The organism is Oryzibacillus soli (genome assembly GCF_051594765.1).
In the GTDB taxonomy this organism is placed as follows: Bacteria; Bacillota; Bacilli; order Paenibacillales; family NBRC-103111; genus Paenibacillus_AR.
This window is the reverse complement of the sequence record NZ_JBPPGJ010000025.1, coordinates 42,979-68,296: the sequence shown is the minus strand read 5'-3', so window position 1 is coordinate 68,296 and position 25,318 is coordinate 42,979. Positions and strand designations below refer to the sequence as shown.

At 58.9% G+C, this 25,318-nt stretch carries 23 protein-coding genes and 1 rRNA gene; all 24 read right to left on the bottom strand.

The window, feature by feature from the left end:
* Positions 1-99: ribosomal RNA gene (locus tag ACSEXW_RS25370) — 16S ribosomal RNA — on the bottom strand; the annotation flags it as partial.
* Between the two features lie 341 nt (positions 100-440).
* Entirely contained in the window at positions 441-1,928 is a 1,488-nt protein-coding gene (lysS, locus tag ACSEXW_RS25365) for a lysine--tRNA ligase (RefSeq protein ID WP_438448989.1), read from the bottom strand.
* Positions 1,929-2,109: 181 nt separating this feature from the next.
* Positions 2,110-2,586 carry a transcription elongation factor GreA gene (greA, locus tag ACSEXW_RS25360; RefSeq protein WP_438448988.1) on the bottom strand — a complete coding sequence of 159 codons (477 nt, stop codon included), beginning with the start codon at positions 2,584-2,586 and terminating at the stop codon, positions 2,110-2,112.
* Between the two features lie 289 nt (positions 2,587-2,875).
* Positions 2,876-3,892, bottom strand: coding sequence for a tRNA dihydrouridine synthase DusB (gene dusB / locus ACSEXW_RS25355; protein WP_438448987.1), 1,017 nt, complete (start codon positions 3,890-3,892; stop codon positions 2,876-2,878).
* Between the two features lie 2 nt (positions 3,893-3,894).
* A complete protein-coding gene (locus ACSEXW_RS25350; RefSeq protein ID WP_438448986.1) occupies positions 3,895-4,119 on the bottom strand; it encodes a helix-turn-helix domain-containing protein in 225 nt (74 codons plus the stop codon).
* Positions 4,101-4,613, bottom strand: coding sequence for a 2-amino-4-hydroxy-6-hydroxymethyldihydropteridine diphosphokinase (folK, locus tag ACSEXW_RS25345; protein ID WP_438448985.1), 513 nt, complete (start codon positions 4,611-4,613; stop codon positions 4,101-4,103). The genes ACSEXW_RS25350 and folK overlap by 19 nt, the downstream gene beginning before the upstream one ends.
* A gap of 7 nt (positions 4,614-4,620) precedes the next feature.
* Positions 4,621-4,983: a dihydroneopterin aldolase gene (gene folB, locus ACSEXW_RS25340; RefSeq protein ID WP_438448984.1), complete on the bottom strand. Its 363-nt coding sequence runs from the start codon at positions 4,981-4,983 to the stop codon at positions 4,621-4,623.
* Between the two features lie 20 nt (positions 4,984-5,003).
* Positions 5,004-5,834, bottom strand: coding sequence for a dihydropteroate synthase (gene folP, locus ACSEXW_RS25335; RefSeq protein ID WP_438448983.1), 831 nt, complete (start codon positions 5,832-5,834; stop codon positions 5,004-5,006).
* Positions 5,831-6,715: an aminotransferase class IV gene (locus tag ACSEXW_RS25330; protein ID WP_438448992.1), complete on the bottom strand. Its 885-nt coding sequence runs from the start codon at positions 6,713-6,715 to the stop codon at positions 5,831-5,833. Before ACSEXW_RS25330 ends, folP begins: the two co-directional genes overlap by 4 nt.
* A 5-nt stretch (positions 6,716-6,720) precedes the next feature.
* Positions 6,721-7,302, bottom strand: coding sequence for an aminodeoxychorismate/anthranilate synthase component II (gene pabA, locus ACSEXW_RS25325; RefSeq protein ID WP_438448982.1), 582 nt, complete (start codon positions 7,300-7,302; stop codon positions 6,721-6,723).
* 26 nt (positions 7,303-7,328) lie between these two features.
* Positions 7,329-8,885, bottom strand: a complete 1,557-nt coding sequence (locus tag ACSEXW_RS25320; protein WP_438448981.1) for an anthranilate synthase component I family protein — start codon at positions 8,883-8,885, stop codon at positions 7,329-7,331.
* Positions 8,886-9,045: 160 nt separating this feature from the next.
* Positions 9,046-9,984 (bottom strand): cysteine synthase A, encoded by a 939-nt coding sequence (gene cysK / locus ACSEXW_RS25315; protein WP_438448980.1) that lies wholly within the window; start codon positions 9,982-9,984, stop codon positions 9,046-9,048.
* Positions 9,985-10,093: 109 nt separating this feature from the next.
* Complete coding sequence (locus tag ACSEXW_RS25310; RefSeq protein ID WP_438448979.1) at positions 10,094-11,032, bottom strand: peptidylprolyl isomerase; 939 nt, start codon at positions 11,030-11,032, stop codon at positions 10,094-10,096.
* Between the two features lie 51 nt (positions 11,033-11,083).
* On the bottom strand, positions 11,084-11,968 hold the full coding sequence (gene hslO / locus ACSEXW_RS25305; protein WP_438448978.1) for an Hsp33 family molecular chaperone HslO: 885 nt from the start codon (positions 11,966-11,968) through the stop codon (positions 11,084-11,086).
* Positions 11,969-12,009: 41 nt separating this feature from the next.
* Entirely contained in the window at positions 12,010-12,795 is a 786-nt protein-coding gene (locus ACSEXW_RS25300) for a type III pantothenate kinase (RefSeq protein ID WP_438448977.1), read from the bottom strand.
* Positions 12,792-13,661 carry a carboxylating nicotinate-nucleotide diphosphorylase gene (gene nadC / locus ACSEXW_RS25295; RefSeq protein WP_438448976.1) on the bottom strand — a complete coding sequence of 290 codons (870 nt, stop codon included), beginning with the start codon at positions 13,659-13,661 and terminating at the stop codon, positions 12,792-12,794. Before nadC ends, ACSEXW_RS25300 begins: the two co-directional genes overlap by 4 nt.
* Positions 13,654-15,273, bottom strand: coding sequence for an L-aspartate oxidase (gene nadB, locus ACSEXW_RS25290; protein WP_438448975.1), 1,620 nt, complete (start codon positions 15,271-15,273; stop codon positions 13,654-13,656). Before nadB ends, nadC begins: the two co-directional genes overlap by 8 nt.
* 43 nt (positions 15,274-15,316) lie before the next feature.
* Positions 15,317-16,255, bottom strand: a complete 939-nt coding sequence (gene nadA / locus ACSEXW_RS25285) for a quinolinate synthase NadA (protein ID WP_438448974.1) — start codon at positions 16,253-16,255, stop codon at positions 15,317-15,319.
* Between the two features lie 271 nt (positions 16,256-16,526).
* Complete coding sequence (gene ftsH / locus ACSEXW_RS25280) at positions 16,527-18,482, bottom strand: ATP-dependent zinc metalloprotease FtsH (RefSeq protein WP_438448973.1); 1,956 nt, start codon at positions 18,480-18,482, stop codon at positions 16,527-16,529.
* 148 nt (positions 18,483-18,630) lie between these two features.
* Positions 18,631-19,170: a hypoxanthine phosphoribosyltransferase gene (hpt, locus tag ACSEXW_RS25275; RefSeq protein WP_438448972.1), complete on the bottom strand. Its 540-nt coding sequence runs from the start codon at positions 19,168-19,170 to the stop codon at positions 18,631-18,633.
* Between the two features lie 69 nt (positions 19,171-19,239).
* Positions 19,240-20,679, bottom strand: a complete 1,440-nt coding sequence (tilS, locus tag ACSEXW_RS25270; RefSeq protein ID WP_438448971.1) for a tRNA lysidine(34) synthetase TilS — start codon at positions 20,677-20,679, stop codon at positions 19,240-19,242.
* A gap of 23 nt (positions 20,680-20,702) precedes the next feature.
* On the bottom strand, positions 20,703-21,617 hold the full coding sequence (locus tag ACSEXW_RS25265; protein ID WP_438448970.1) for a protein kinase domain-containing protein: 915 nt from the start codon (positions 21,615-21,617) through the stop codon (positions 20,703-20,705).
* The gene (locus ACSEXW_RS25260) at positions 21,601-22,323 is read right to left on the bottom strand and encodes a vWA domain-containing protein (RefSeq protein WP_438448969.1); all 723 of its coding nucleotides are present in this window, start codon (positions 22,321-22,323) and stop codon (positions 21,601-21,603) included. The genes ACSEXW_RS25265 and ACSEXW_RS25260 overlap by 17 nt, the downstream gene beginning before the upstream one ends.
* Positions 22,324-22,470: 147 nt before the next feature.
* Positions 22,471-24,963, bottom strand: coding sequence for a stage II sporulation protein E (gene spoIIE, locus ACSEXW_RS25255; protein WP_438448991.1), 2,493 nt, complete (start codon positions 24,961-24,963; stop codon positions 22,471-22,473).
* Positions 24,964-25,318: the final 355 nt, after the last annotated feature.

The following is a 25,318-nucleotide window of genomic DNA, read 5'->3' as shown; positions in this document are numbered from 1 at the left end:
CGCCGCTAACCTGTCCCCGAAGGAACAGATCCGCTCGACTTGCATGTATTAGGCACGCCGCCAGCGTTCGTCCTGAGCCAGGATCAAACTCTCCAAAAAGGTTCGTTCGATATAGCTCATTCATTACACTTGGCTGTGTTTTGTTACTACTCGTTGTTCAGTTTTCAAGGAGCTAAGAACTTACTCGATTGTTGTCGTCTCTCAGAGGCGACTTTCTTAATATACCACACGCTGCGATATCGATGCAAGCACTATTTTTTACCATTAAGCCGTTGGCTTCGTGCTCGGAACCGACACGCTCCGTACCGCTCTCGAGCGGCGAAGACTAATGTACCACAAAGCTTGTACCAAATACAAGCCCCAAGTTCCGTCTTTTTTGGGCGCATTGCCCCGGAACAGGAAAAGGCGCCCCGAAGGACGCCTTATGACCGCATAACGGATTACTGATGACGCATGGACGGGAACAGCAGGACGTCCCGGATGGACGGGCTGTCGGTCAGGAGCATGATCAGCCGGTCGATGCCGATGCCCAGGCCTCCTGTCGGAGGCATGCCGTATTCGAGAGCCCGGATGAAGTCGTCATCCATCGCATGGGCTTCGTCGTTGCCCTTCTCCTTCTCAGCCAGCTGCGCCTCGAAGCGCTCCCTCTGGTCGATGGGATCGTTAAGCTCGGTGAAGGCGTTGGCATGCTCACGCGCCACGATGAACAGCTCGAAGCGGTCCGTAAAGCGCGGATCCTCGTCGTTCTTCTTCGCAAGCGGGGAGATGGCAACCGGGTGTCCGGTTACGAAGGTAGGCTGAATCAGAGTCTCTTCACAGAAGGTCTCGAAGAATTGGTTCACGATATGGCCGAAGGTCATGTGCGGCTCTACCGGCACCTTATGCTCCTTGGCGATGGCATGGGCCTCTTCGTCCGTCATCTGGCGGCTGAAATCGACGCCTACAACCTCTTTGATCAGATCGACCATGGAGATACGCTTCCAAGCCGGCGTCAGGTCCACCTCTTGACCTTGGTACGTAATCTTCGTAGTGCCGAGCACCTCTTGGGCGATATGGGCAATCACCTCTTCGGTAAGCTGCATGATATCCTTATAGTCGGCATACGCCTCGTACAGCTCGATCATGGTGAATTCCGGATTGTGGCGCGTGGAGACGCCTTCGTTCCGGTAAACCCGGCCGATCTCGTACACCTTCTCCAGGCCGCCAACGATCAGACGCTTCAGATGCAGCTCGATGGCGATCCGCATGTAGAGCTCCATGTCGAGAGCATTATGGTGCGTGATGAAAGGACGGGCCGCAGCGCCGCCGGCAATCGCATGCAGCGTCGGGGTTTCCACCTCCAGATAGCCCTTGGAATCCAAGTAGCGCCGCATGGAGGTGATGATTTTGGAACGGGTCAGGAAGGTCCTCCGCACATCCTCGCTCATGATCAGGTCCACGTAGCGCTGACGATAGCGCATCTCGACATCCTTCAGGCCGTGGAACTTGTCCGGAAGAGGGTACAAGGACTTGGTCAGGACCTCAAGCACCGTTACCTTGACGGAGGTCTCGCCGGTCTTGGTCTTGAAGACGGTCCCCTTCACGCCAACGATGTCGCCGATATCCAGCATCTCGAAGGCGTCGTATTTGGCCTCGTCGATGGAATCCTTGCGCACGTAGATCTGGATCTTCCCGGTCAGGTCCATAATATGAGCGAAGGAGGCTTTGCCCATACTGCGCTTCTGCATGATGCGGCCCGCCAGAGAGACCTCGATCTTCCTCTCCTCGAGCTCCTCTTGGGACAGATCGGAGTAGGCGCTCAATATGCCTTCCGCAGTGTGGGTTCTCTCGAATTTCTTGCCGAACGGGTCGATGCCCAGTCCCCGGAGCTCGTCCAGTTTATTGCGGCGGATAACCAACAGTTCGTTTAATTCCAATTCTTGACTCATAATCGCTTTCACTCCTCTATCTTGATCCACTCATAACCGGGTTCCAAAAATCGGAAGCCCCTGCATCAACAAGAAAAGCTCCTGCCGGAGCTTCAGCCAGTGCCGATAGGGGCCTATGACGTCTAACCCTTACAAGGCCGGTTCCCTCGAAGGAATCGGCCTCGTGTATCACAGCACGCTCTTATTTCTTAATATCGATGATCTGATATTGAATCGTACCCGCGGGTACGTTGACATCGACCATAGAGCCCTTCTTCTTGCCGAGAATGGCCTTGCCTACCGGACTCTCGTTCGAGATCTTGTTCTTGAACGGATCCGATTCGGCCGTGCCGACGATGGTATATTCCACGGTATCGCCGTACTCCATATCCTTCAGAATGACGATGGAGCCGATGCTGACCGTGTTCACATCCACGTCTTCGTTATTGATGATCCGGGCATTGCGAAGCAATTTCTCCAAAGTAATGATCCGGCCCTCGACGAACGCCTGCTCGTTCTTGGCATCTTCATACTCGGAGTTCTCGCTGATATCGCCGTAGCCGATGGCCACCTTAATCCGCTCCGCCACCTCACGCCGCTTAACAGACTTGAGATGCTCCAGCTCTTCCTCCAGCTTCTTCAAGCCTTCTGGTGTTAGGATGACTTCTTTCTCGCTCATTCCAACTGTTCTCCCGTCGTGTGAAGATTATTCATACACCGGAATCTTTCGAATTCGTTTCCGTATGAACTCACTCGTCCGCCCTCCGTCCGAGCCGGTAAAGCGGTTTACTATTACTATATTGGGAAAGCCCGTCATCATGACATCAGGAGCAGGGCCGTAGGACATATTGACGCGCCTGTGCGGTCCGGGAGCTGCAGATGCTTGAATGGACGCTATTTGGGGATGATTATATTGCAACACCCGTTAAATGTCAATGACAGGAAACCATATGTTCGCCTGGCTGCCCTTAGTGATAGACTGCGTCCTCTTCCGGCTCGGAAGACACAGGGACATCATCCAGGCCGGATACGAAGGTTTCCAGCACGGTGACCATCTTATCCCGCTCGGTCATCTCCATGATGACGTCCTTGACGCGGGCCGCTCCGGGAATCCCCTTCAGGTACCAGGCCATGTGCTTGCGCATCTCCTTCACGGCCACATGCTCGCCCTTCAGGTCACACAACCGGTCCATATGCAGGACTGCAATCCGGATTTTCTCCTGCGGAGTAGGCTCCGGCAGCAGCTCCCCCCGAGTCAAATAATGCACCGTCCGGTACAGCATCCAAGGATTGCCCAGTGCGCCGCGGCCGATCATGACGCCATCCACACCCGTATGGTCCAGCATCCGCTTGGCATCCTCTGGAGTGAACACATCACCGTTGCCGATAACCGGTATGGAGACGGCTTCCTTAACTTCTTTAATAATGTCCCAATTGGCTTTGCCGGTATACATCTGGACCCGGGTGCGACCATGAACGGAGACGGCCTTGCCGCCTGCGTTCTGTACCGCCTGGGCGTTGCGGACGGCGAACACATGATCCTCATCCCAGCCGATCCGCATCTTCACCGTGACCGGCTTCGATACGGCCTGGACCACGGCCGACACCATCTCTTCGATCTTGTTCGGATCGAGGAGCCAGCGGGCCCCGGCGTCGCACTTGGTCACCTTCGGCACCGGACAGCCCATGTTGATGTCGATGATATCCGCATTCGTATGCTGATCCACCACCTTGGCCGCTTCCACCAGGGTGGTCTTGTCGCCGCCGAAGATCTGGAGGCTCAAGGGCTTCTCCCGTTCGTCGACGTACAGCATCTCAATGGTTCTCTTATTCCCGTGCAGAATCGCCTTGTCGCTGACCATCTCGGCGCAGACGAGGCCTGTGCCGAATTCCTTGGCAATCAACCGGAAAGCCGGGTTGCAGACGCCTGCCATAGGAGCCAAAACTACGGGATTATTCGCAACCACATTTCCGATTTTCAGCATGATTATTCTCCCTTCGCACGGATCTCCACGGGTATCAATTCTTCTTGGTCTATGCCCAGCGCTTCCGCAATCCGCTTCAGCATCCGGGGGTCCGGTCTCCGGGTGCCCCGCTCGATGGTGCCTACGATGGCGATGGATACGCCCAATAGGTCCGCCAGCTCTGTCTGAGTGAAGCCCTTGAGCTTACGGAACGCGCGGATCCGATAGGCTAACGCTTGTTTGTCCATAGCTTGACGCCTTCCTTTCCTTCCAGAATATCCAGCCGTTCCGACAATCCAACGGCCCCAGGAAGCGCATCGCCCGGATAGATGTCACGCAATGGAATAAGAACGAAGGCCCGCTCCAGCATCCGGGGATGGGGCACCGTCAGTTCCGGCGTATCCATCTCCAGATTTCCGTAGAGCAGCATATCGATGTCGATCGTCCGCGGCCCCCAACGGATCTCCCGCTTGCGCCCCAGCTCCAGCTCGATACGAAGCATAACCGCGAGGAGGTCCAAGGGGGGAAGCAAGGTGGCGATCCGTACCGCCATATTCAAAAAAGCCGGCTGCTCGACGTAGCCGACCGGATCGGTTTCATAAACCGCAGAACAGGCTTCCACCCGGATGCCGGGCTCTTGCCCCAGCAGCCGTACCGCATCCGCGAGCCACTGCCCGCGGTCTCCCAAATTGGAGCCCAGACCCAGATAGGCCAGGGTCCATTCTATATTCCAACCATCCATTGCTGCCTTAAGCCCGCTTTCTGTGAATGTCTACCGTCACTCCGTCAAAGTGGGTGTCAAAAGGCGGATGTGGCTTCGTGACCCGGACGGCGATTTCATAAATACTAGTATAAGTTTGGAGCAGATCAGATGCAACCCGTTCCGCCAGCGCCTCGATAAGCTGAAACGGCTTACCTTCCACGATTTCCTTCACTCGGCCATACGCCTTGGCATAGTTCACCGTGAGGTTCAGGTCGTCCGTCCGGCCCGCGGGACCCAGGTCCAAGGTCATCTCGACATCGATATAGAACCTCTGGCCCAGCCGGTTCTCCTCCGGCAGCACTCCGTGGTACCCGAAGAACTGCATCCGGTTCAAAATCAATCGGTCCATCTTGCTCCTCCTCTCCCGCCTTACGGCAGCTTCGCTTGCAGAATGGCGTCCGTCATCAGCGCCACCCGCTTGATCTCACGGACATCGTGCACGCGGATGATATCTGCTCCCTGCGCGATACCCAACACCACCGTGGCAGCCGTTCCCTCCACAACGTCATCCGGCGGGAGCTGCAGCACATTGCGGATCACCCGCTTCCGGGAGGTCCCGAGAAGCAGGGGGTATTCCAGGCGCTTCAGCTCCCCCAGACGCTGCAGCAGCACCAGGTTCTGGGTCTGGTCCTTGGCGAAGCCGATGCCCGGGTCCAGCACGATCTGCCCCGGCTCGACACCGGCGGCCAGAGCCAGACCGATGCTGGCCTCCAGGTCGGCCAGGACATCCGCCATGTAATCCGTATAGTTCTCATCCTTGCGGTTATGCATCAGAATGACGGGGCAGCCGAACTCCGCCGCCACCGCCGCCATATCGGGGTCTTCCTTGAAGCCCCATACGTCATTGATGATATGGGCGCCGGCCAAGAGTGCCTGACGGGCCACCCCGGCCTTGTAGGTATCGATGGAGATCGGCACCCCCACCTCCTGCGCCACGGCCCGGATCACCGGGATCACCCGCCGGAGCTCCTCCTCCGCCGATACCCGCTCCGAACCGGGCCGGGTGGATTCGCCGCCGATATCGAGGATGTCCGCTCCCTCCGTCACCAGCTGGCGGGCGCGGGCCACCGCATCCTCATAACGGTTGTACTGGCCTCCGTCCGAAAATGAATCCGGGGTAACGTTCAGTATGCCCATAATCAGGGTCCGTTCTCCCAGGATCAGGTCACGGCCCCTGCACTTCAGGATCCTCCGGGTCATCGTCCCCCTCCTCCTGTGGCCTCCCGGTACAGCTCCGACAATCGCCGGGTCACCGGCCCCGCCTTCCTGTCCGAAACAGTCCCCTCATGGCCTTCCGGATCCATCAGCCGGGTCACCGGAACCAGCTCCTGGATCGAGTTCGTGACGAATATCTCGTCCGCCTCCAGCAATTCGTCCCAGGAGTAGAAGCCCTTCTCCGTAGGAAGAACGGCCGCTGCGACCGCCGTGCGGAGCACCCAGTCCCGGGTGATGCCCGGCAGGATGTTGGTCTCCAGGGCCGGAGTGCGCAGCACGCCGTCCTGGACGAAGAAGACGTTGCTGACGAGACCCTCGGCTACGAAGCCCATATCGTCCAGGAAGAGACCCTCGGCACCGGCGGCCCGGGGATAGCGGGCCAGCTCTCTTTTGCCCAGGATGGAGTTCATGTAGTGGAAGGACTTCAGCCGCATATCCCCCTCCGGGGTGTTCCGCCGGGTCTCCAGCAGCTGCAGCGCCTTGCCGGTCTCGTAGAGCTCCGCATCCCGGGGAGGCAGCGTCTTCACGTACAGAATCTCCCGGGGCTCGGCATAATCGCCGGCCGGCAGGCCCAGCGCTTCGGTCCCGGCGGACACGCTCAGGCGGAAGTAGCCGTCCTCCAGCCCGTTGGCTTCCAACAGACTCGCCGTCAATTGACGGATGTGCTCCGGACGGGGCTCGTACCGGATCCCCAGCTCCCGGCAGCCGTCGGCAAGCCGGAGGAGATGCTCCTCCAGCAGAAAGGGCGCTCCTCCATAGGTCCGGTAGGTCTCGAACAGACCCATCCCATACAGAAAACCGTGATCATAGACCGAGACCACGGCTTGTTCCGAGGCGCACAAGGCGCCGTTCATGGCAATTTGCATCATCGTTAGACTCCTTGGATCGCGCTCTTCTGCAGGAAGTTGCGCAGCATGGTCAGCCCGTTCTCCGTAATGATGGATTCCGGATGGAACTGGACACCCTCGATAGGGTATTCCTTGTGGCGCAGCCCCATGATCTCGCCCTCTTCGGTCCAGGCGGTGATCTCCAGGCAGTCCGGCAGCGTCTCCCGCTTCACAATCAGGGAATGGTACCGGGTGGCGGTGAAGGGATTCGGAAGCCCCTCGAACAAGCCGTTGCCGTCGTGATGGATCGGCGAGGTCTTGCCGTGCATGAGGCGTTCCGCACGAATCACGTCGCCGCCGAAGGCCTGGCCGATGGACTGGTGGCCCAAGCAGACGCCCAGAATCGGGATCTTGCCCTTGAAGTGCTCGATCAGACTCAAGCTCACGCCAGCCTCATTGGGGGTGCAGGGTCCCGGGGAGATGAGGATATGGTCGGGAGCCAGCTTCTCGATCCCTTCGATATCGATCTCGTCGTTGCGGCGCACCTCTATCTTCTCGCCCAGCTCGCCCAAATATTGCACCAGGTTGTACGTAAACGAGTCGTAATTGTCGATCACCAGTATCATTCGGAGTTCCTCCTCTGTATTGTGGGTTACTCCCACAGCCGGTTCTTCTCGCAGATGTCGACGGCCTTCCATAAGGCCTTGGCCTTGCTCAGCGATTCCTTGTATTCGCGCTCGGGCACCGAATCGATGACGATTCCCGCCCCGGCCTGCACGTAAGCACGATCCCCGCACGCCAGCAGCGTACGGATAATTATATTTAATTCCATGTTGCCATTATAGTCAATCCAGCCGATAGACCCGGTATACGGTCCGCGGCGGACGGGCTCCAGCTCCTCGATGATCTCCATGGTCCGGACCTTGGGAGCGCCCGTGATGGTTCCCCCGGGAAAAGCCGCCGCCGCCACATCGTAGGCGTCCCGGCCCTCTGCCAGCTCCCCCGTGACCTCCGAGACGATATGCATGACGTGAGAGTAATACTCGATGGCCATAAGCTCCGTCACCCGAACCGTGCCGTACTTGGAGATGCGGCCCAGATCATTGCGCTCCAGATCCACCAGCATGATGTGCTCGGCCCGCTCCTTCTCATTGTGCAGGAGCTCGTCCCGCATCCGGCGGTCCTCCTCGGGCGAGGCCCCCCTCTTCCGCGTGCCGGCTATCGGGCGGGTCCGCACCTGATGGCCCTCCACCTGCACCAGCAGCTCCGGCGAGGCGGATACCAGATCGAAGTCACCCAGCCGGAGCATTCCCATATAGGGAGACGGATTCAACACCCGGAGCCATTCGTAGAGATGCTCCGGGCGCGAGATCAGCCTACGGCTCTGCCGGACGGACAGGTTCACCTGGAACACGTCCCCTGCTGCGATATACTCCCGAATCCGCTCTACCGCGCTCATGAACGCCTCTTTGTCGAAGGCTCTCTCCAGCCCCTCCAGCCGTTCCGGATCAAAAGATGACGGATCCTCTTCCTCTCCCAAGAGGGCGGCCATGGTGCGGCTTCGCTCCGCAGCAGCCGCCGCCGCATCGCCCTTCTGCCACTGGAGCCATATTTCCCGCATAGCCTCTGCCCGTTCCGCCGCCCGGGCATAGGCGGCATCCGTCCAATCGTCGGAAGCTTGGGCCGGGACCGGAGTCTGGACGCAGCAGTAGAGCATCTGCTCTTCCTGGTCCACGATCCAGATCTCCTCGAAGCGCATCATCACATAGTCCGGGATGCCCAGGTCATCCGCCGCCCGTTCCGGAAGCCGTTCCAGCGAGCGGACTACGTCGTAGCCCAAGAAGCCGACACAGCCGCCCGTAAACTTCGGCGCCCCCTCTACCTTGGGGGAGCGGTAAGGAGCCATCCAGGCTTGGATGAGATCTAGCGGGGCGCCTTCCTCCCGCCGTTCGGATCCGGACTCTCCGGTACCTTCCCGGATCAGAGCAGTGCGCCCCTTGCCCCGGATCACGGAAACGGGATGTATGCCGGCGATGGTATACCGGCCTCCCTTGCCGCTCTCGAGCACGAAGGCCTCCCGGCCCGCCCGGCTCCACAGTTCGTCCCAGCCCGGCATCCGGCCCGTCGCAAGCTTCACTGCCAGTACGTAAGGCAGCATGGTGCAGGAGGCGCGCCATCCGTCCCAATCCTGCCTTGATGTGATGTTCACTGCCCGTCCTCCCCCAACCTTCGCATTAATTAGGGTTAGTATGTGGTGTAACACGACCAAAGTCAACCCGAATAAGCGGCAATCCCGGCCTTCCTGCAAAAAAAAGCCTGTCTGAAGCGACGCTTCAGACAGGCGGGTACCGGATGGTCCATCCTCCGGATTAGTCTTCGAATTGGTACAGCGGAGTGGAGAGGTAGCGCTCGCCGTTGGAAGGCAGAACAGCTACGACCCGCTTGCCCTTGCCCAGCTGCTTCGCCACCTGCAGCGCGGCGAAGATAGCGGCGCCGGAGGAGATGCCGCCCAGGATCCCCTCTTCGCGCGCAACGCGGCGGGAGGTATCGAAGGCGTCGTCATTGTCGACGGGGATGATCTGGTCATAGATCTCGGTGTTGAGAATATCCGGAACGAAGCCTGCGCCGATGCCTTGGATCTTGTGCGGGCCCGGCTTGCCGCCGGACAGCACCGGGGAAGCGCTTGGCTCAACGGCGATGATCTTGATGCCCGGGAAGTTCTGCTTCAGAACCTCGCCGGTGCCGGTGATGGTGCCGCCGGTACCGATGCCGGCCACGAAGGCGTCCAGCTTGCCGTCGTAGCTCTTGATGGCTTCGACGATCTCCGGTCCGGTGGTCTCGCGGTGAACCTTCACGTTCGCTTGGTTCTTGAACTGCTGCGGCATGAAATAATCCGGGTTCTCGGCCTGCAGCTCCTCCGCACGGCGGATCGCTCCCTTCATGCCTTCGGCTCCGGGAGTAAGCACCAGTTGGGCGCCGTAGGCGCGCAGCAGGTTGCGGCGCTCCATGGACATGGTCTCCGGCATGACCAGAATGGCCTTGTAGCCCTTGGCTGCGGCAACCATAGCCAGACCGATGCCGGTATTGCCGGAGGTCGGCTCGATGATGGTAGCGCCCGGCTTCAGCTTGCCTTCCTTCTCGGCAACCTCCACCATGCTGATAGCGATCCGGTCCTTCACGCTGGAGCCCGGATTCTGGTATTCCAGCTTCACATAAACTTCCGCGCTGTCTTCCGGAACGATCTTATTCAGACGGACCAGCGGGGTGTCGCCGATTAATTGAGTAATGTTCTGGACCAATTTAGCCATGATAAAGTCCCTCCTGTTAACGTTTGTTATTCCGAGTAATCTACTAGGTTTTATTGATTTCAATATTACCAAGTGTTGTGGTAATTGTCAACAGGAATTCATGTCCCCGTCATTTCAAGGCCGGATCGAGAATAACGGCATCGTATTTTTTACGGAGCGATTGGAGGATATCCTGCAGGGGAGGGGCCTTCTGGAGCGCAAGCTGCTTGGTGACTCTTGCCCGGATCTCCTCCATGGAGCCCTTGCTCTGATCCTTCTTATCCTTCAGCAGGATTACGGCGAAGCCGCCATCGGTCTCCACCGGTCCGGCAACGTCCCCCACCTTCAGCGTACGGGCGGCCTTCAGATACTCCTGCGGAATGAAGGGATCGTTATCCTCCACCCAGCCCAAATCACCACCCTCCGCCGCCGAAGCGGTGTCCAAGGATCTCTCCTTGGCCAGCTGGGCGAAATCCTTGCCGGATCTGAACAGCTCGAGGGTTCTCTTGGCCTGGTCGGCCGTCTTGTTCACAATGACTCCGATCCGAAGCAGCGAAGCCATATGGAACTCCTCCGGATGCTCCTTGATGTACGCGTCCACCTCCGCACCCGATACCTTGATGCTGGACGTCGCCACCGCATCCAGAAGCAGCTTGTAGTAGACATCCTCGCGGATCTCTTCCTTCGACATGCCGACTTGGGTCTTCATCGATTCGTAGAACTGCTCTTCGCTGTCGTAGCCCTGCTGCATCCGCTTCAATTCCCGGTCCACTTCTTCCCGGGTGACCTTCACCGCAATCCGCTCGCTCTCCAGACGCACGGCCTCCCGGTCCAGCAGCTGGTTGATCAGCTCGGCCCCGTGCTTATCCATGAGCTGCTCCTCGAGCACGCCAAGCGTAAATTCCCTTCCGCCGATCTTGGCCACCACCCGCTCCGCCTCCGGATCCGGGGCCGCTGCGTCCGGCAGCCCCTGCTCTCTTCCGGAGAGCCGGATGACCAAGAGCCCCAGCACCAGCACCGCTGCCGACAGGATCACGGTGAGTCCCCATAACAGCTTGATGTTTCTCATCCTAATCTCCTCTTGTGCCTCTCTCTACCTAGCTCCGTGCGGACGAGCGGATTACTTGGAGGCCCCCAGCTGCTCCGACAGCTTGCGAAGCTCGGGCCCCTCGAACAGATAGGTTTCGTTGCAGAAGTGGCAGTGCACCTCCGCCTTGCCCTCTTCGTCGATCAGGCTGTTCAGTTCCTCCCGGCCTAGGCTGATCAGTGTCTGCTCCACCCGCTCCCGGGAGCACTTGCACTTGAATTGCAGATCCATGGTCTCATGAATCTGTACCATCCCGAGCACGTTGGCCAGAATCTCATCCAGCTCCAGCCCGTCGTCCAGCATGGTCGTTATCGGGGGCAGGCTGCCGAGCCGGCCTTCGATCTCATCGATCTCCTCATCCGTCAAGCCCGGAAGCAGCTGAATGATGAAGCCTCCCGCTGCTTTGACGGTATACTCGCCCTTCTCGAACAGGACGCCCAGGGATACGGCGGACGGCGTCTGCTCCGACTTGGCGAAATAGTAGGTAAAGTCCTCCGCCAGCTCCCCCGAATGGATCGGGATGCTTCCGCTGTACGGCTCCTTCAGCCCCAGATCCTTCACGACATAGAGAAAACCGTCCGTTCCCACGGCCCCGGCCACGTCCAGCTTGCCGACCGCATTCGGCGGCAGCATGACGCCGGGCTCATCCACATACCCGCGCACCTCGCCCTTGGCGTTGGCATCCACGACGACGGCGCCGATGGGTCCTCCGCCCTTCACTTGAATGGTGAGCTTCTCCTCCCCCTTCAGCATAGCCCCCATCATGGCGCCGGCCGTTATGGTCCGGCCGAGTGCCGCCGTCGCCACCGGGGAAGTGGTATGGCGGCGCTTCAGCTCCTCGACGATACCCGTGGTTCTTGCGGCGAACGCCCGCACTTTACCGTTAAGGCCCGTCGCTCTTATCAATTGGTCCTTCAACAATGCTCACTCCTTCATGTCGTTAACCCGGACGTCCTCCCTTATCGGGTGGAGGATGCTTCCGCCCGGTTGCGCTCGTAGATTAATTGCAGTCCCTGAAGGGTTAGCTGAGGATTCACGATATCAATGGTCCGCGATTCCGCGGAGATGAGCTCCGCCAGTCCTCCGGTGGCGACCACCGTCGGCTCTGTGCCGAACTCCTCCTTAATCCGCTGCACGATTCCGTCCACTTGTCCGGCGAAGCCGTAGATGATCCCCGCCTGCATGGAGGTGATCGTATTCCGTCCTACCGTGCTCTTCGGCTTCACCAGCTCGATGCGCGGCAGCTTCGCCGCCCGCTGGTACAAGGCCTCGGTGGAGATGCCGATGCCCGGGGCGATGGCGCCGCCTATGTATTGGGCCTGCTCGTCGATGTAGCAGAAGGTGGTGGCCGTGCCGAAGTCCACGATGATGAGCGGAGGGCCATACAGCTCCAGGCCCGCCACCGCGTTGACGATGCGGTCTGCACCGACCTCCCTCGGGTTCTCGTAGCGGATGCTGAGCCCGGTCTTGATGCCGGGACCGACGATCAAGGGATCCTTCTTGATATATTTTTTACACATGGTTTCCAAGGCAAACATCAGAGGAGGCACCACAGAGGAGATAATCACGCCTTCCATGGTCTCCAGCTTCAGCCCGCTGTGAGCGAACAGGTTAAAGATCGTAATGCCGTACTCATCCGCCGTAGCCGAGCGGTTGGTGCTGATCCGCCAATGATGCAGGAGCTTCTTGCCCTCGTACACCCCGAGTACGATATTGGTATTGCCGACGTCGACGACCAGGATCATAGGTGTTGGTCCTTCCTTTCATTCAGGTCGAGGCTGATGTCCAGGGCATGGACGGAGTAGGTCAGCCGCCCGACGGAGATCACATCCACCCCGGTCTCGGCAATGCTCTTGATGGTTTCCAAGGTTACGCTCCCCGACGCCTCTATCAAGATATGCGGGCTTTTTTCTTTCATGAACCGGACGGCTTCCTTCATGTCTGCCGGCTTCATGTTGTCCAGCATGATGATGTCCGCTCCCGCTTCCAACGCCTGTTGAAGCTGGTTGAAGTTCTCCACCTCCACCTCGATCTTCATCGTGTGGGGGATCTGGCTGCGGGCTGCGGCCACCGCCTGGGGAATGCCGCCTGCGCCCTTGATATGGTTGTCCTTGATCATGACGGCGTCATACAAGCCGAAGCGGTGGTTATGGCCGCCGCCTACGCGAACCGCATACTTCTCCAGCATCCGGTGCCCCGGTGTGGTCTTGCGGGTGTCCACCAGACGAGCCGGCAGCCCCTCCAGCGCATCCACATACTGCCTCGTCCGGGTGGCGATGCCCGACAGACGCTGCATCAGGTTCAACGCAAGCCGTTCGCCCAGCAAAATGCTCCGCGTATTGCCGTGCACCTCCGCGAGGACGGTTCCCTTCTCTACCCGGTCGCCGTCCGCCACCATCGGGCGGAACTCCAGCTCCGGATCCACCACCCGGAAGACGGCGGCCGCTACCGGAATGCCTGCAACGATGCCGCCCTCTTTCACATGAAGAATACCTTTAGACTCTTGGTCTAAAGGTACGGTGGTCATCGTGGTGATGTCGCCGGTGCCGATATCCTCCTCCAGCCACAGCCGGATCTGGTTCTCCAACTTCTGAAGATTCAAGTTATACATCGGACATACGCTCCTCCAATACGCCTTTTTCCCGGTTGAATGCAATGTGCTTGCGCCACAGCAGATCGTCCCGCTCGGGGAAATCGTCGCGGTAGTGTCCGCCTCTGCTCTCCTCCCGGATTCCGGCCGCACGAAGGATCAGGAGACAGCAGGTCAGCATGTTGGCGAACTCCATCTCCTCCCGCTTGGTCAGACAGGCATCGAATATATGATTTTGCCGCTTCAGTTCTTCATAGCCCTTCTCAATCCCGCTGCCGCTGCGCTTCAGACCGGCATACCGGAGCATGATCTTCTGCAGCTTCAGCCGTTTCTCTACGATGGCCTGCTGGATCGGCTCGGTGCGTACATCACGGTCGGTAAGGGTCGTCTCAGGCAGCTCCACCCGGTCCTTCAGCTTCAGAACCCGGTCCACGATCCGGCGTCCGAAGACGATGGCCTCCGACAAGCTATTGCTGGCCAAGCGGTTGGCGCCATGTACCCCGGTGGACGATACCTCGCCGCAGGCGAACAGCCGTTTCAGCGTAGTCTCCCCAAAGAGATCGGTTTCCACCCCGCCCATCATATAGTGGGCTGCCGGGGCAACGGGAATCCAATCGGAGGACAGGTCCAAGCCGAATTGAAGGCAGGTCTCGTAAATAGTCGGGAACCGGCTCTTGACCTTCTCGCTGGATTCATGGGTGATGTCGATATAGACGAAGGTGGACTTGGTCTTCTCCATCTCGCTGACGATGGCCCGCGCGACCACATCCCGCGGCGCCAGCTCCAGGAGCGGGTGATACTGCTCCATGAAGCGCTCTCCCTTGATGTTGCGCAGCACGGCGCCTTCCCCTCGGACGGCCTCCGAGATGAGAAAACGCGGCGCACCAGGATAGCACAGCGCGGTGGGATGGAACTGAATGAACTCCACGTCGCGAACGGATGCCCCTGCCCGGTAGGCGATGGCAATGCCGTCACCGGTGGCGATCTCCGGGTTCGTCGTATAGCGGTAGAGCTGACCGGCTCCGCCGGAGCAGAGAATGGTCGCGGAAGCGTGCACAACCAGGCGCTGACCGCCCGGCTTCTGCAGGAGGGCCCCGCAGCATTCGTTGCTGTTCGTGATCAGGTCGATGACAAAGTGATCGTCCCACACCTCGATATTGGGATGCTGCAGCGCTTTCTCCGATAACGCCCGGACGATCTCGGCACCGGTAGCGTCCCCATGCGCATGCAGGATCCGCCGCATGCTGTGGGCCCCTTCCTTGGTGAGCGCCAGCTCCCCATTCTCCAGATCGAACTGGGTACCATACCGGATCAGGTCATGGACGCCGTCGGGTCCTTCATGGACCAGCACGTCCACGGCCTCGTGATCGCAGAGGCCCGCACCTGCGATCAGGGTATCCTGGCGATGAAATTCAAAGGAATCTTCGTCGGAGATGACCGCCGCGATTCCCCCTTGCGCATATCGGGTGTTGCTCTCGGTGAGCGCCTTCTTCGTAATCATGAGCACCTTGCGCTCTTCCGCCGCCTTGATGGCCGCGAACAAGCCGGCGATGCCGGCCCCGATGACGATGACATCCGTCTCCACTACAGGCAGCTCTCTTAAATTCTCGTCGACCAAATAACGGGGTATCATGGTTCGATTCACCTGTCTTTAACAAGGAAGTAGCGCATGCTGCTTATTTCACAAGCAGCATGCGCTCTAACGACAATCTTGCCTTATCAGCGATATGGGGCGGAACGTAGATCTGCGGGGACAACGTCTCCAGACACTTGGCCACCTTCTTCAGGTTGTTGACCTTCATATTCGGGCAGACCAGGTACTTGGTGGCGAAGTGGAACTTCTTCTCCGGGCTGTCCAGCCGCAGCTGGTAGCCGGTGCCGTCCTCGGTGCCGACGATGAACTCCTGGCAGTCGGATTCCTTGCAGTACTTGATGATGGCAGTGGTGCTTCCTACGAAATCCCCCAGCTTAACCACCTCGGGTCGGCATTCGGGATGGACCACGAACTGGGCGTTCGGGTACATGGCCCGCATCTCTTCCACGTCCTTGACGGTGAGCATGTCATGGGTATTGCAGTAGCCTTCCCAGATGATCATCTTCTTGCCGGTATGCTTCGAGACGTAATCCCCCAGGTTCTTATCCGGCACCCAGATCACTTCGTCCGAATCTACCGCTTCGATGACCTTGATGGCGTTAGCGGATGTACAGCAGATATCCGTCTCCGACTTCACCTCGGCCGACGTATTGATGTATGCAACGACCTTGGCGTTAGGGTGCTGAGCCTTCAGCTTCCTTAAGCCGTCTACATTGACCATGTCGGCCATCGGACAACCCGCCCGTTCATCGGGAATGATGACGGTCTTGTTGGGGGCCAGGATCTTGGCGCTTTCCCCCATAAAATGAACGCCGCAGAACACGATGACCTCGGCGTCCGTTGTGGCGGCCTTCTGAGCCAAGAGGAATGAATCCCCCCGGAAATCGGCGATCTCTTGTATCTCATCCCGCTGGTAATAGTGGGCCAGTATGATGGCGTTCCGTTCTTTCTTCAGCTGCAGGATCCGTTCCTTCAGCTCGCGGTTCTGCTCAGCCTTGCGTTCCAGAGCCAGGGCTTCCATGGACGACTCCTCCCCCTTCATATGATGCGTACCGTTATTATGAGCAAGCCAGCCCCGGTTTCACTCCGGACCTTAACGGTGGATTCCAGCTATCTTGGAATAAGTTTAAACCTACTGTACACAACCTAACCCCGTGTGTCAACCACCAATCGACCCTCTATTTTCCTGTTTTTCATCGGAATTTCACGCTACAACCCCCAGGGACAGTCCCTGGAGCCAATCGCTTGGAAAAAGAAAAAACCGGCAGCCCGAAAGGCTGCCGGTCTCCCGTTTATGCTTGGCCGGAATCGTTCCCGTCCTTGTCGTCTTCCTTGTGGTCATCCTGGCTGTGAATGTTGATCTTCACGTCGTCGGAGGCCAGCAGGTTCTTCAGGTCCACGTCGTTTCCGTCGCCCAGGGAACCTTCCTCGATCAGCTTGACGATCTCATCCTTATCCAGCGTCTCCTTGCGGAGCAAGGTCTGCGCCACCAGGTGGATCTTGTCGGCATGCTCGGACAAGATTTCCTTGGCCCGGTTGTAGCAGCGCATGACGATACTGCGGATCTCCAGGTCGATCTCGTAAGCGACGGCATCGCTGTAGTTCTGCTCATGGCCCAGATCGCGGCCCAGGAAGACCTGGCCTTGGGAATGGCCGAACTGCATCGGTCCCAGCTTATCGCTCATTCCGTAGTCAACCACCATGCGGCGGGCAATCTCGGTGGACTTCCGGAAGTCGTCGTACGCACCGGTACCGATCTCGCCGATGAACAGCTCCTCGGATACCCGGCCGCCCAAGAGACCGGTAATCTGGTCCAGAAGCTCCGCCTTGGTGATCACCAACGGATCCTCCGCTTCCTTCGGCAGCATCATGACATAACCGCCTGCACGTCCGCGGGGAACAATGGTGACCTTGTGAATCATATGAGCATTGCGCTCGTAGTAGCCGATAATCGCATGACCCGCTTCATGGTAAGCGACGGTCTTCTTATCCCGCTCGCTGATGACGCGGCTCTTCTTGGATGTACCGACGATGACGCGGTCGAAGGCTTCCTCGATCTCCGCCATGGAGATATCCTTGCGGTTCCGGCGGGCGGCGATCAAAGCGGCTTCGTTCAGCAGGTTCTCCAGGTCCGCACCGGTGAAGCCGGTGGTATACCGGGCCAGGGAGTCCAGGCGTACGTCCTTCGCCAGCGGCTTGTTCCGTGCATGGACCTTCAGCACCGCTTCGCGGCCCTTCACATCCGGACGGTCCACCGTAATCTGACGGTCGAAGCGTCCCGGACGCAGCAGCGCCGGGTCCAGAATGTCCGGACGGTTCGTGGCGGCGATGATGATGATGCCTTCATTGGCACCGAAGCCGTCCATCTCGACCAAGAGCTGGTTCAAGGTCTGCTCGCGCTCGTCATGTCCGCCGCCGAGGCCTGCGCCCCGCTGACGTCCGACGGCGTCGATCTCGTCGATGAAGATGATACAAGGCGCGTTCTTCTTCGCATTCTCGAACAGGTCACGGACACGGGAGGCGCCGACACCGACAAACATCTCCACGAAGTCCGAACCGCTGATGCTGAAGAACGGTACGCCTGCTTCACCGGCAACAGCCCGGGCCAGCAGGGTCTTACCGGTACCCGGAGGACCGTTCAGCAGCACGCCCTTCGGAATGCGGGCGCCCACGGCAGCGAACTTCCGGGGATCCTTCAGGAATTCGACGACTTCCACCAGTTCCTGCTTCTCTTCATCAGCCCCGGCCACGTCCTCGAACGTGACCTTCTTCTTCTCTTCATTATATAAGCGGGCTCGGCTCTTGCCGAAGTTCATCACTTTGCCCCCGCCACCTTGGGCTTGGTTCAGAAGGAAGAAGAATAGGATGAAAATGATGACGAATGGAATGATGGAGGTCAAAAAGGAGATCCAAATGCTGTCTCCGTCCATCTTCAGGTGTTCTTCTTTGACCCCGCTGGCATCCAGCAGCTCAATCACATGATCGCTCAGCGGTGCGCGGGTCTTGAACGGCTTGCCGTCCTTGTATTCCCCTTTGATCAGATACGTATAGCCTTCCGGCTTGATCGTGACCCGATCGATTTTATTGCCTGTTGCATTGGGCTTCGCCGTATTCACCAGCTCTTCGCGGAACTGATTGTACGGGATGGTGGACTCCAGATCGTTCTGCGAGCTGATAAAACGGACGATCCCGATCACAACCAAAAAGATTAGCAGATAAAATCCTGTATTGCGGAGGATCCGATTCATCCCCTACCTCCTCTCATGCGGCACACTTGTTTTATTTTACCACAGCATGTCTCGGCTTCACAACCAAACCGCATTTGACGGAAAACGCATCCAGAGCGTGCGTCCCTAGCCGGCGGCAGCCGGAACATCGGTGTGATCATCCGGTTCTTCAGGTCGTATAGATTTCCTTCTTCAGGATGCCAACGAAGGGCAGATTCCGGTACTTCTCCGCATAATCCAAGCCATAGCCCACCACGAATGCATCGGGAATGGTGAAGCCTTTCCAGTCGGGCTCCAGCTCCACCGTGCGGCGTCCGGGCTTATCGAACAACGCCACCACCGAGATGGAGTGGGCGTTGCGGCGTTCCAGCACGTCAATCAGATAGGACAGCGTCAAGCCGCTGTCGATGATGTCTTCCACGATGATGACGTCCCGGCCTTCCACCGGTACGTCCAGATCCTTGATGATCTTGACCACGCCGGAGGACTTGGTGGAGGCGCCATAGCTCGAAACGGCCATAAAGTCCACTTCGCAGTGAATGGTAATGTTCTTGAACAGGTCCGCCATGAAGATGAAGGCACCCTTCAGCACGCAAATCACCAGGGGATTGCGCCCCTCATATTCCCGGCTCAGCTGTTCGCCCAGCTCCCGGACCTTAGCTTGGATCTGTTCCTCGGAGTAAAGTACTTCTTCAATGTCGTTGCGCAAAGGTGACCCTCCTACGTTATACTATGAAAGCTGAAAATGGTACATTCCCCCGGTCCCGAACAACCTGCTTCAGGCCGGAAGATAATGAACACACACGACGCGCCGGGTGCCGTCGATAACCTTGGCCGTACCCGAACGCCGGAGCCCGGGAATCCAGAGCACCTTTTCCTCCCGGTCCACAAGGAGCGGAAGCCGTTCTCGGACGGCTTGCGGCACTTTGTGATCAATGAAGATATCTTTCACTTTTTTGGAGCCGTTTAAACCATCGGGCCGCATCCGGTCTCCGTCTCTCCGGTTCCGGACGGTTAACGGAAAGCGCAGCGCGTCCTCGTCGAAGAAGGCCTGCTCCCCATCGGGTCCGGAGATGAGCTCCGCAGCCGGTACCGTTCGGAACACCAATCTGCAGGAGGCTTCCGGTATCCATAACTCCCCGTCCGCTTCCTCCATAGTGTAGCAATACGCCAGGCCGGCTGAGATCTGCTCCGCCTGCTCCACACGGACTTCGTCGTATGCGCGGACCACCCGGAGTCCGCCCGTCTGCCACACGGCGTTGGGCTTCCCCTCCTGAAGAAGGCCGGAACGGATCCGCTCCACTTCCTCGAAGTCTTGGGGCTCTGTTCCTGAAGAGACATAGTTTAATATTAGTTTAAGGACTCGCCTTTGTAAAGCAACATGGAGGGTGGCGTAGTCCCTCCGGTCCAGGCGTAATCCCCCCTGCACAGCCTGCGCCATGCGCCGGAAGGCCTGTTCCGCTTCCCGGTTCAGATAATCGTCGTCCGACGACGCCAACCCGGCCAAACGGTTAAGCGCCTGCGCCACGGAGGGGTTGAACCGGGCCAGGTAGGGAAGTGCCTCCAGCCGGATGCGGTTGCGGGTGTACGTCAGCTTGGTGTTGCTGGAATCGGTACAATACCCGATATCCTGCCGGTCCAGCTCCTCCAGCAGCTCATTCTTCGTAATACGGAGCAGCGGCCGGACGAGTTCCACATTTTGCTCCATCCTCCGCATGGGAATTCCGCCCAATCCGGATATGCCCGTCCCCCTTAGGAGGCGCATGAGCACCGTCTCTGCCTGGTCGTCCGCATGATGGGCCAGCGCAATCCGCCCGGCTCCCAGTCGGCGGGCCGTCTCCAGCAGGAAGCGGTACCGGAGCAGGCGCGCCGCATCCTGGGGATTCCCCCCATGCTGCTTCAGATAGGCAGGCACCTGCAGCTCCTGATAGACAACCGGAATCCCCCGCTCCTCCGCGAAGGCCCGAACCCATGCCGCCTCCCGCTCCGACTCCTCCGGCCGGAAGCCGTGGTTCGCATGGGCGGCCGTCAACGTCCAGCCCCAGCGTCCGGAAAGCAAAAAAAGGAGCTGCAGCAGCGCGGTGGAATCGGGGCCTCCCGATACCGCCACCACGATGTGGTCTCCCGGTTGGAGCAAATGTTCATCTTCCAAGATACGGTTCAGCTTGCCCAATACATCCATGGTGCCGGTCCTTTCAGTCGGGATCCACCATCCCATCCCATCCGTTCATCAAAAACTCATTACCAATAATACCATAAGACGGCGGCGAACAACATCACCGATGCCGCGAAGCCCGCCTTCACCCACAGGGTAGGCAGCTGCCCCATCCCCGCAGGCGTATGGCCCGTCCGGTTCTTCAGTAGCCCGCGCCACTCGGCCAGAGCCTGTCCGGCCGAGGGGATCTCCCCCTTCAGAGCCCGGAGCAGGAACGGCGCGTATTCCTTCAGCTGGGGATCCGACCGGATCTCCGCCAGGAGCTCGTCCAGATTCCGGACTTGGGGCAGGATCGCCTTATTGAAGCTCGTCTTGGGTCCACCGCAGACATGGACGCACAGGACGGCGAAGGCGAATACGTCATAAGCGCCGTCCGCGCTCCGTATACCCGCATTCCAGTAACCCCGGTCATACAGCTCCGTAAATTGCTTGACGGCCTTGCCCATCGGGGTCACCCCGCCGAAGTCCACCAGCTCCACATGGCCGAACTCGGAGACCAGCACGTTCTCGCGCTTCAGGTCACCGAACACATACCCCTTGGCATGAAGCTCGGCCAGCTTCTCGAGAAGCCGGAGCCCCACCACGGGAAACCAGTCCTTGCCCTTCGCACCCATGTATTCCTGGAGCTGTCTGCCCCGGACATACTTCATGATGTAGAAGGGATAATCCTTCCCCTCCATATGGAAATCATCCACATCGAGCAGGAACCGGCGGAAGGAGCCTTCCATCTTGGACAGCACCTTCAGCACATTAGCCTCCGCCTGAAGATCCATGGCGTCGGTGCCTACCTTCATGGCGACCAAGGCCTCACCCCGGCTCACCAGGTAGACCTTGCCGTTGGCTCCTTCGCCGAGCCCCTTCTCGATCCGGTATTCGCCGCCGTTCCACTTGCCTTGGACCCGCATGCCGACGTACAGCGGCGGGTTAGATGACGTATTCACTCAGCATCCCGTCCTTGCCCGCCGCCCGCTCCTCCTGCGGGCGCCCCGCCAGATGACGGATGACATGCAGAAGGGCGGGACCTGTCGGTGTGGTGCCTCTCATGTTAATTTTATAGAACAAGTTGGGCACTTTTGCAAGCTCCCGGGTCCAGTCCAGGTCCAGGTGGGTGTCGGCTCCGTGAAAGCCGGGGAACCGGAACACGCACAGCTCGCTTAAGCCCGTCCGGGCCCGGAGGCTTACCATCAGGTCCTGAACCGCTTCCTGGACGGCTGCCAGCTTGGGCTTCATGCTGGCGCTGGCGTCCACCAGGAGCGCCACCTTCAGGCTGACGTTCTCCGCCAGATCCTCGACGGCCTGCACCAGATGGCCCCGCTTTTCGGGCGGAAGCTCCGTCAGCTCGCCGCCTCCGCCAAGGATGTGGCGGAGCTCTTTTTGGACCGCCTGCTGGATGGTGCTGGTCACGGTCTTGCGCGTCATCATCTGTACGGTCTGGGACAGCTGGCTCGGAGTTACGATCCGGCTCAAGCCCCCTCCCGCCTTGGCGATATCCGCAATCTCCGCGGCTCCCAGCTCCCCGATCTCTCCCTGATCAATTACACCGATCACATGGACGACGATCCCTTCCTCCTGGGCCTCCGCCGCCGCAATAACGGGATCGATTCCTACGTTGGAGCAGCCGTCCGTAATCAAGATAATCTGCTTCATGTCCATTCCTCCGGGTCTTCATGTGTTGGAATTCTACTAACTCTAGTATGCCCACCCGGATGGAAGAATAGACCTCCCCTGCGAATTACACCCTCGAACCGTACCGCACCCACTCTACTACAACAAAAAGAAGCGCCGAAGCGCTTCTTAACTGACGGTCTTGGGGCGGTCCAGCTTGGTGAGACCCGGCCACCGGAAAGTGGACCATTCGGGGCGGTACCGCTCGACCTTGGCCACGATCACCGTCATATCGTCGGAGATCTCCCCGTGCTGCTGCCGCACGATCCGCTCCAGGAGACAATCCGCGAATTCCTGGGGGCTGTCGGTGTCGATCTCCCCGATGACCCGCTTCATCCACAGCTCCTTGTTCACCGCATAGCCTGGTGAGTCGAAGATGCCGTCGGTCATCATGATCAGAACATCCCCCGGCAGGAGCTGCACGCTGACCAGATCCACATCGATCTCCTGCAGGATGCCAACCGGAAGGTTGTTGGCCGTAATCTGGAGCACCTCGTTGCCCCGCTTGATGAAGCTGGGCGTGGAGCCGATCTTCATGAAGGTGGTGTTGGCGCTGTACAGATCGATGAGAGCCATATCCACTGTGGCGTACATCTCATCCGGCGAACGGAGCAGGAGCACCGAATTCACCGACTTGATGGCCAGCTTCTCATCCATGCCGGATTGCAGCAGCTGCTGCAATATGGTGAGTGCCGTGCTGCTCTCCGCCCGCGCGCGCTCCCCGTTGCCCATGCCGTCCGACAGGGCCACCACGAATTTGCCGTTGCCTAATTCCGCCGTGCTGAAGCTGTCCCCGGACAGCAGGTCTCCTCCCTTCGCCGCGCCGGCGATGCCCGTCTCCACTTCATATTCCTTCGCCGAGCCGAAGGATACCGTGCAGTAGCCTTCACCCTTCTCCGAATACTTTTCCTTCTTCACGGCGATGTTCTCGCCCAGAATGTCCGACAGGAGCGGGGCGATGATCTTCCGGCACTCGTCGAAGCCCTTCGTATATTGATGCATGATCTCGATCTCGACGTTGCCCTCCTCCAGATTGATGACGTCGATGGCCATGATGGACAGTCCGAGCCCTTCCAGGGCGTGCCGGATCTGCTCCTCCTGCAGGAACAGCTCCTGTCCCTCCCGCTTGATCTCCTTGGCCAGGTCCTCCATGACCTGGGACACGCCGATCAGTTGGTCGGAGACCAGCTGGCGGCTCTCGAGAATCTGCTTCTTCCACTGCAGGTCATGGCGGTACAGCGTATATTGGTGCTTCATCACCTCCAGGACCTGGTCCGTTTTGGAGCAGGCTTTTTTCCACTCGGGGGTGATGTCCTTCTTCGTGATCTTCTCGTCCTTCTCGACGGCCGACATCATGTCGCTCATGAAGGCGTAGGTGTCATAGAACTGCTTGTCCCAGCAATGGTTCTTCTTCCAGCAGGAGGTGCAGGTCTTGTTCGCCACGTGGTTCATGAAATGGCTGACCTCCTCCTCCCGCTTCCGCTCCTGCCCTTGCTCGGTCAGCTGCTTGAAGCTCTTGGAGAGCTGCTGGAACACCTCGGAGAACTGCTCCACCCGGCCCGCCGTAATGTCACGAACCCGCTTGGCATATTCGTAATGGGTCTTCATGTTCTCCTGGGTGCCTGGCACGTACTTGGCCAAGGTCTGCACCAGACCGCGGGGCGTCAGGAGGAACAGCGCCACGGCGATTCCCGTCTCCCACGTGGAGGCGATGATCGTATCTTGGCTTCCCACGTACACGGTCAGGATGGACGAGCCCAGCAGCATGCCCAGGGCTACGGTCCATTTGCCCCCTTCCTTCATCAGACCCGCCAGCAATCCCGCAAAAGCCAGCAGGCTCATCTGGTACACCGCCTGAATATCCGCCAGGCTCAGGATCAGCCCGGTGATGACGCCCACGGAGGCGCCCAGCGGCGCTCCCCCGACCAAGGCGAAGAGCAGGATCAGGTACCGTGAGAAAACATGCTCCACCGACACTCCGTTCATCAGCCAACCGACCGTACCGGTCATGACGGAAGCCAGCATGATGATGAGACAGATGATTTCCTCGTGCTTCAGGCTGGTCTTCTGCTTGGATTGGGTGAGCACGGGTACCGCTTGAATGAAGATGAGCGTCAGGACGAAGGACAAAATCGCTTCCACGCCGGTCATCATCAGCGTATACCAGGAGAGCTCCGTCATCATGACATAGGAGAAGAGCTGGACGAGGAAGGAGGAGGCGAAGACGATGACGGGAACCAGCGACAGGTCCGCCCGTTCGAACTTCTCCATTCCCTTCTGGATTAAGAGGAAGACGAGAAGCTCCGTTACCAGGTATCCCGTGTGAGAAGGCACGGACAGCAGACTTCCCACCACCAGAGCGGTGCCGACCCAAGTTGTAATTTCCGAACGGACATAGTAGATGACCGCGAAATAGGCGATGGCGAAGGGCATCAGATCCCCCAGGATCGTAGCCCGGCCCAGCAAAAATCCCGTCGCGACCAACAGCAGCGCCCACTTCCGGATCATCCAGGCCTGGACCAGCCGGTTTTCCATCAGGAAAGTCTTGAAGCCTTGCGCGGTATGGCCGGCGGCGGCAGGGATGGATTGTTCAAGTCGGTGAATCTTGTTCGGCTTGCTCATGGATTGTTCCACACCTTCCATTCCTTAGATTCTATTCTCGTAATGTGTTCCCTATTATAAGTGGAATCTATCAGGAAGTTTGTCATAATCACGTGGTAGACACCAAAAACTTTCCGACATGCAAGACGATGCCGGAGGGGCCAAGCCGGGCAAGCTTTCATCCCTGTTTCCAGCAGGGGGTGCCGGAGGAATTCCGCACTAATCCGCATTTCTCAACGGCAGGCGGGGCGGAAATGGTGTCGACTTCGGGTTGCAGGTCGACGGAGCGGCGTTCTGATCACGGGATCACCGGGGCAGCCAACGCCACAGTGGGGTGAATAAACAAAAAAATCCTTGCCGGATGGCAAGGATTCTT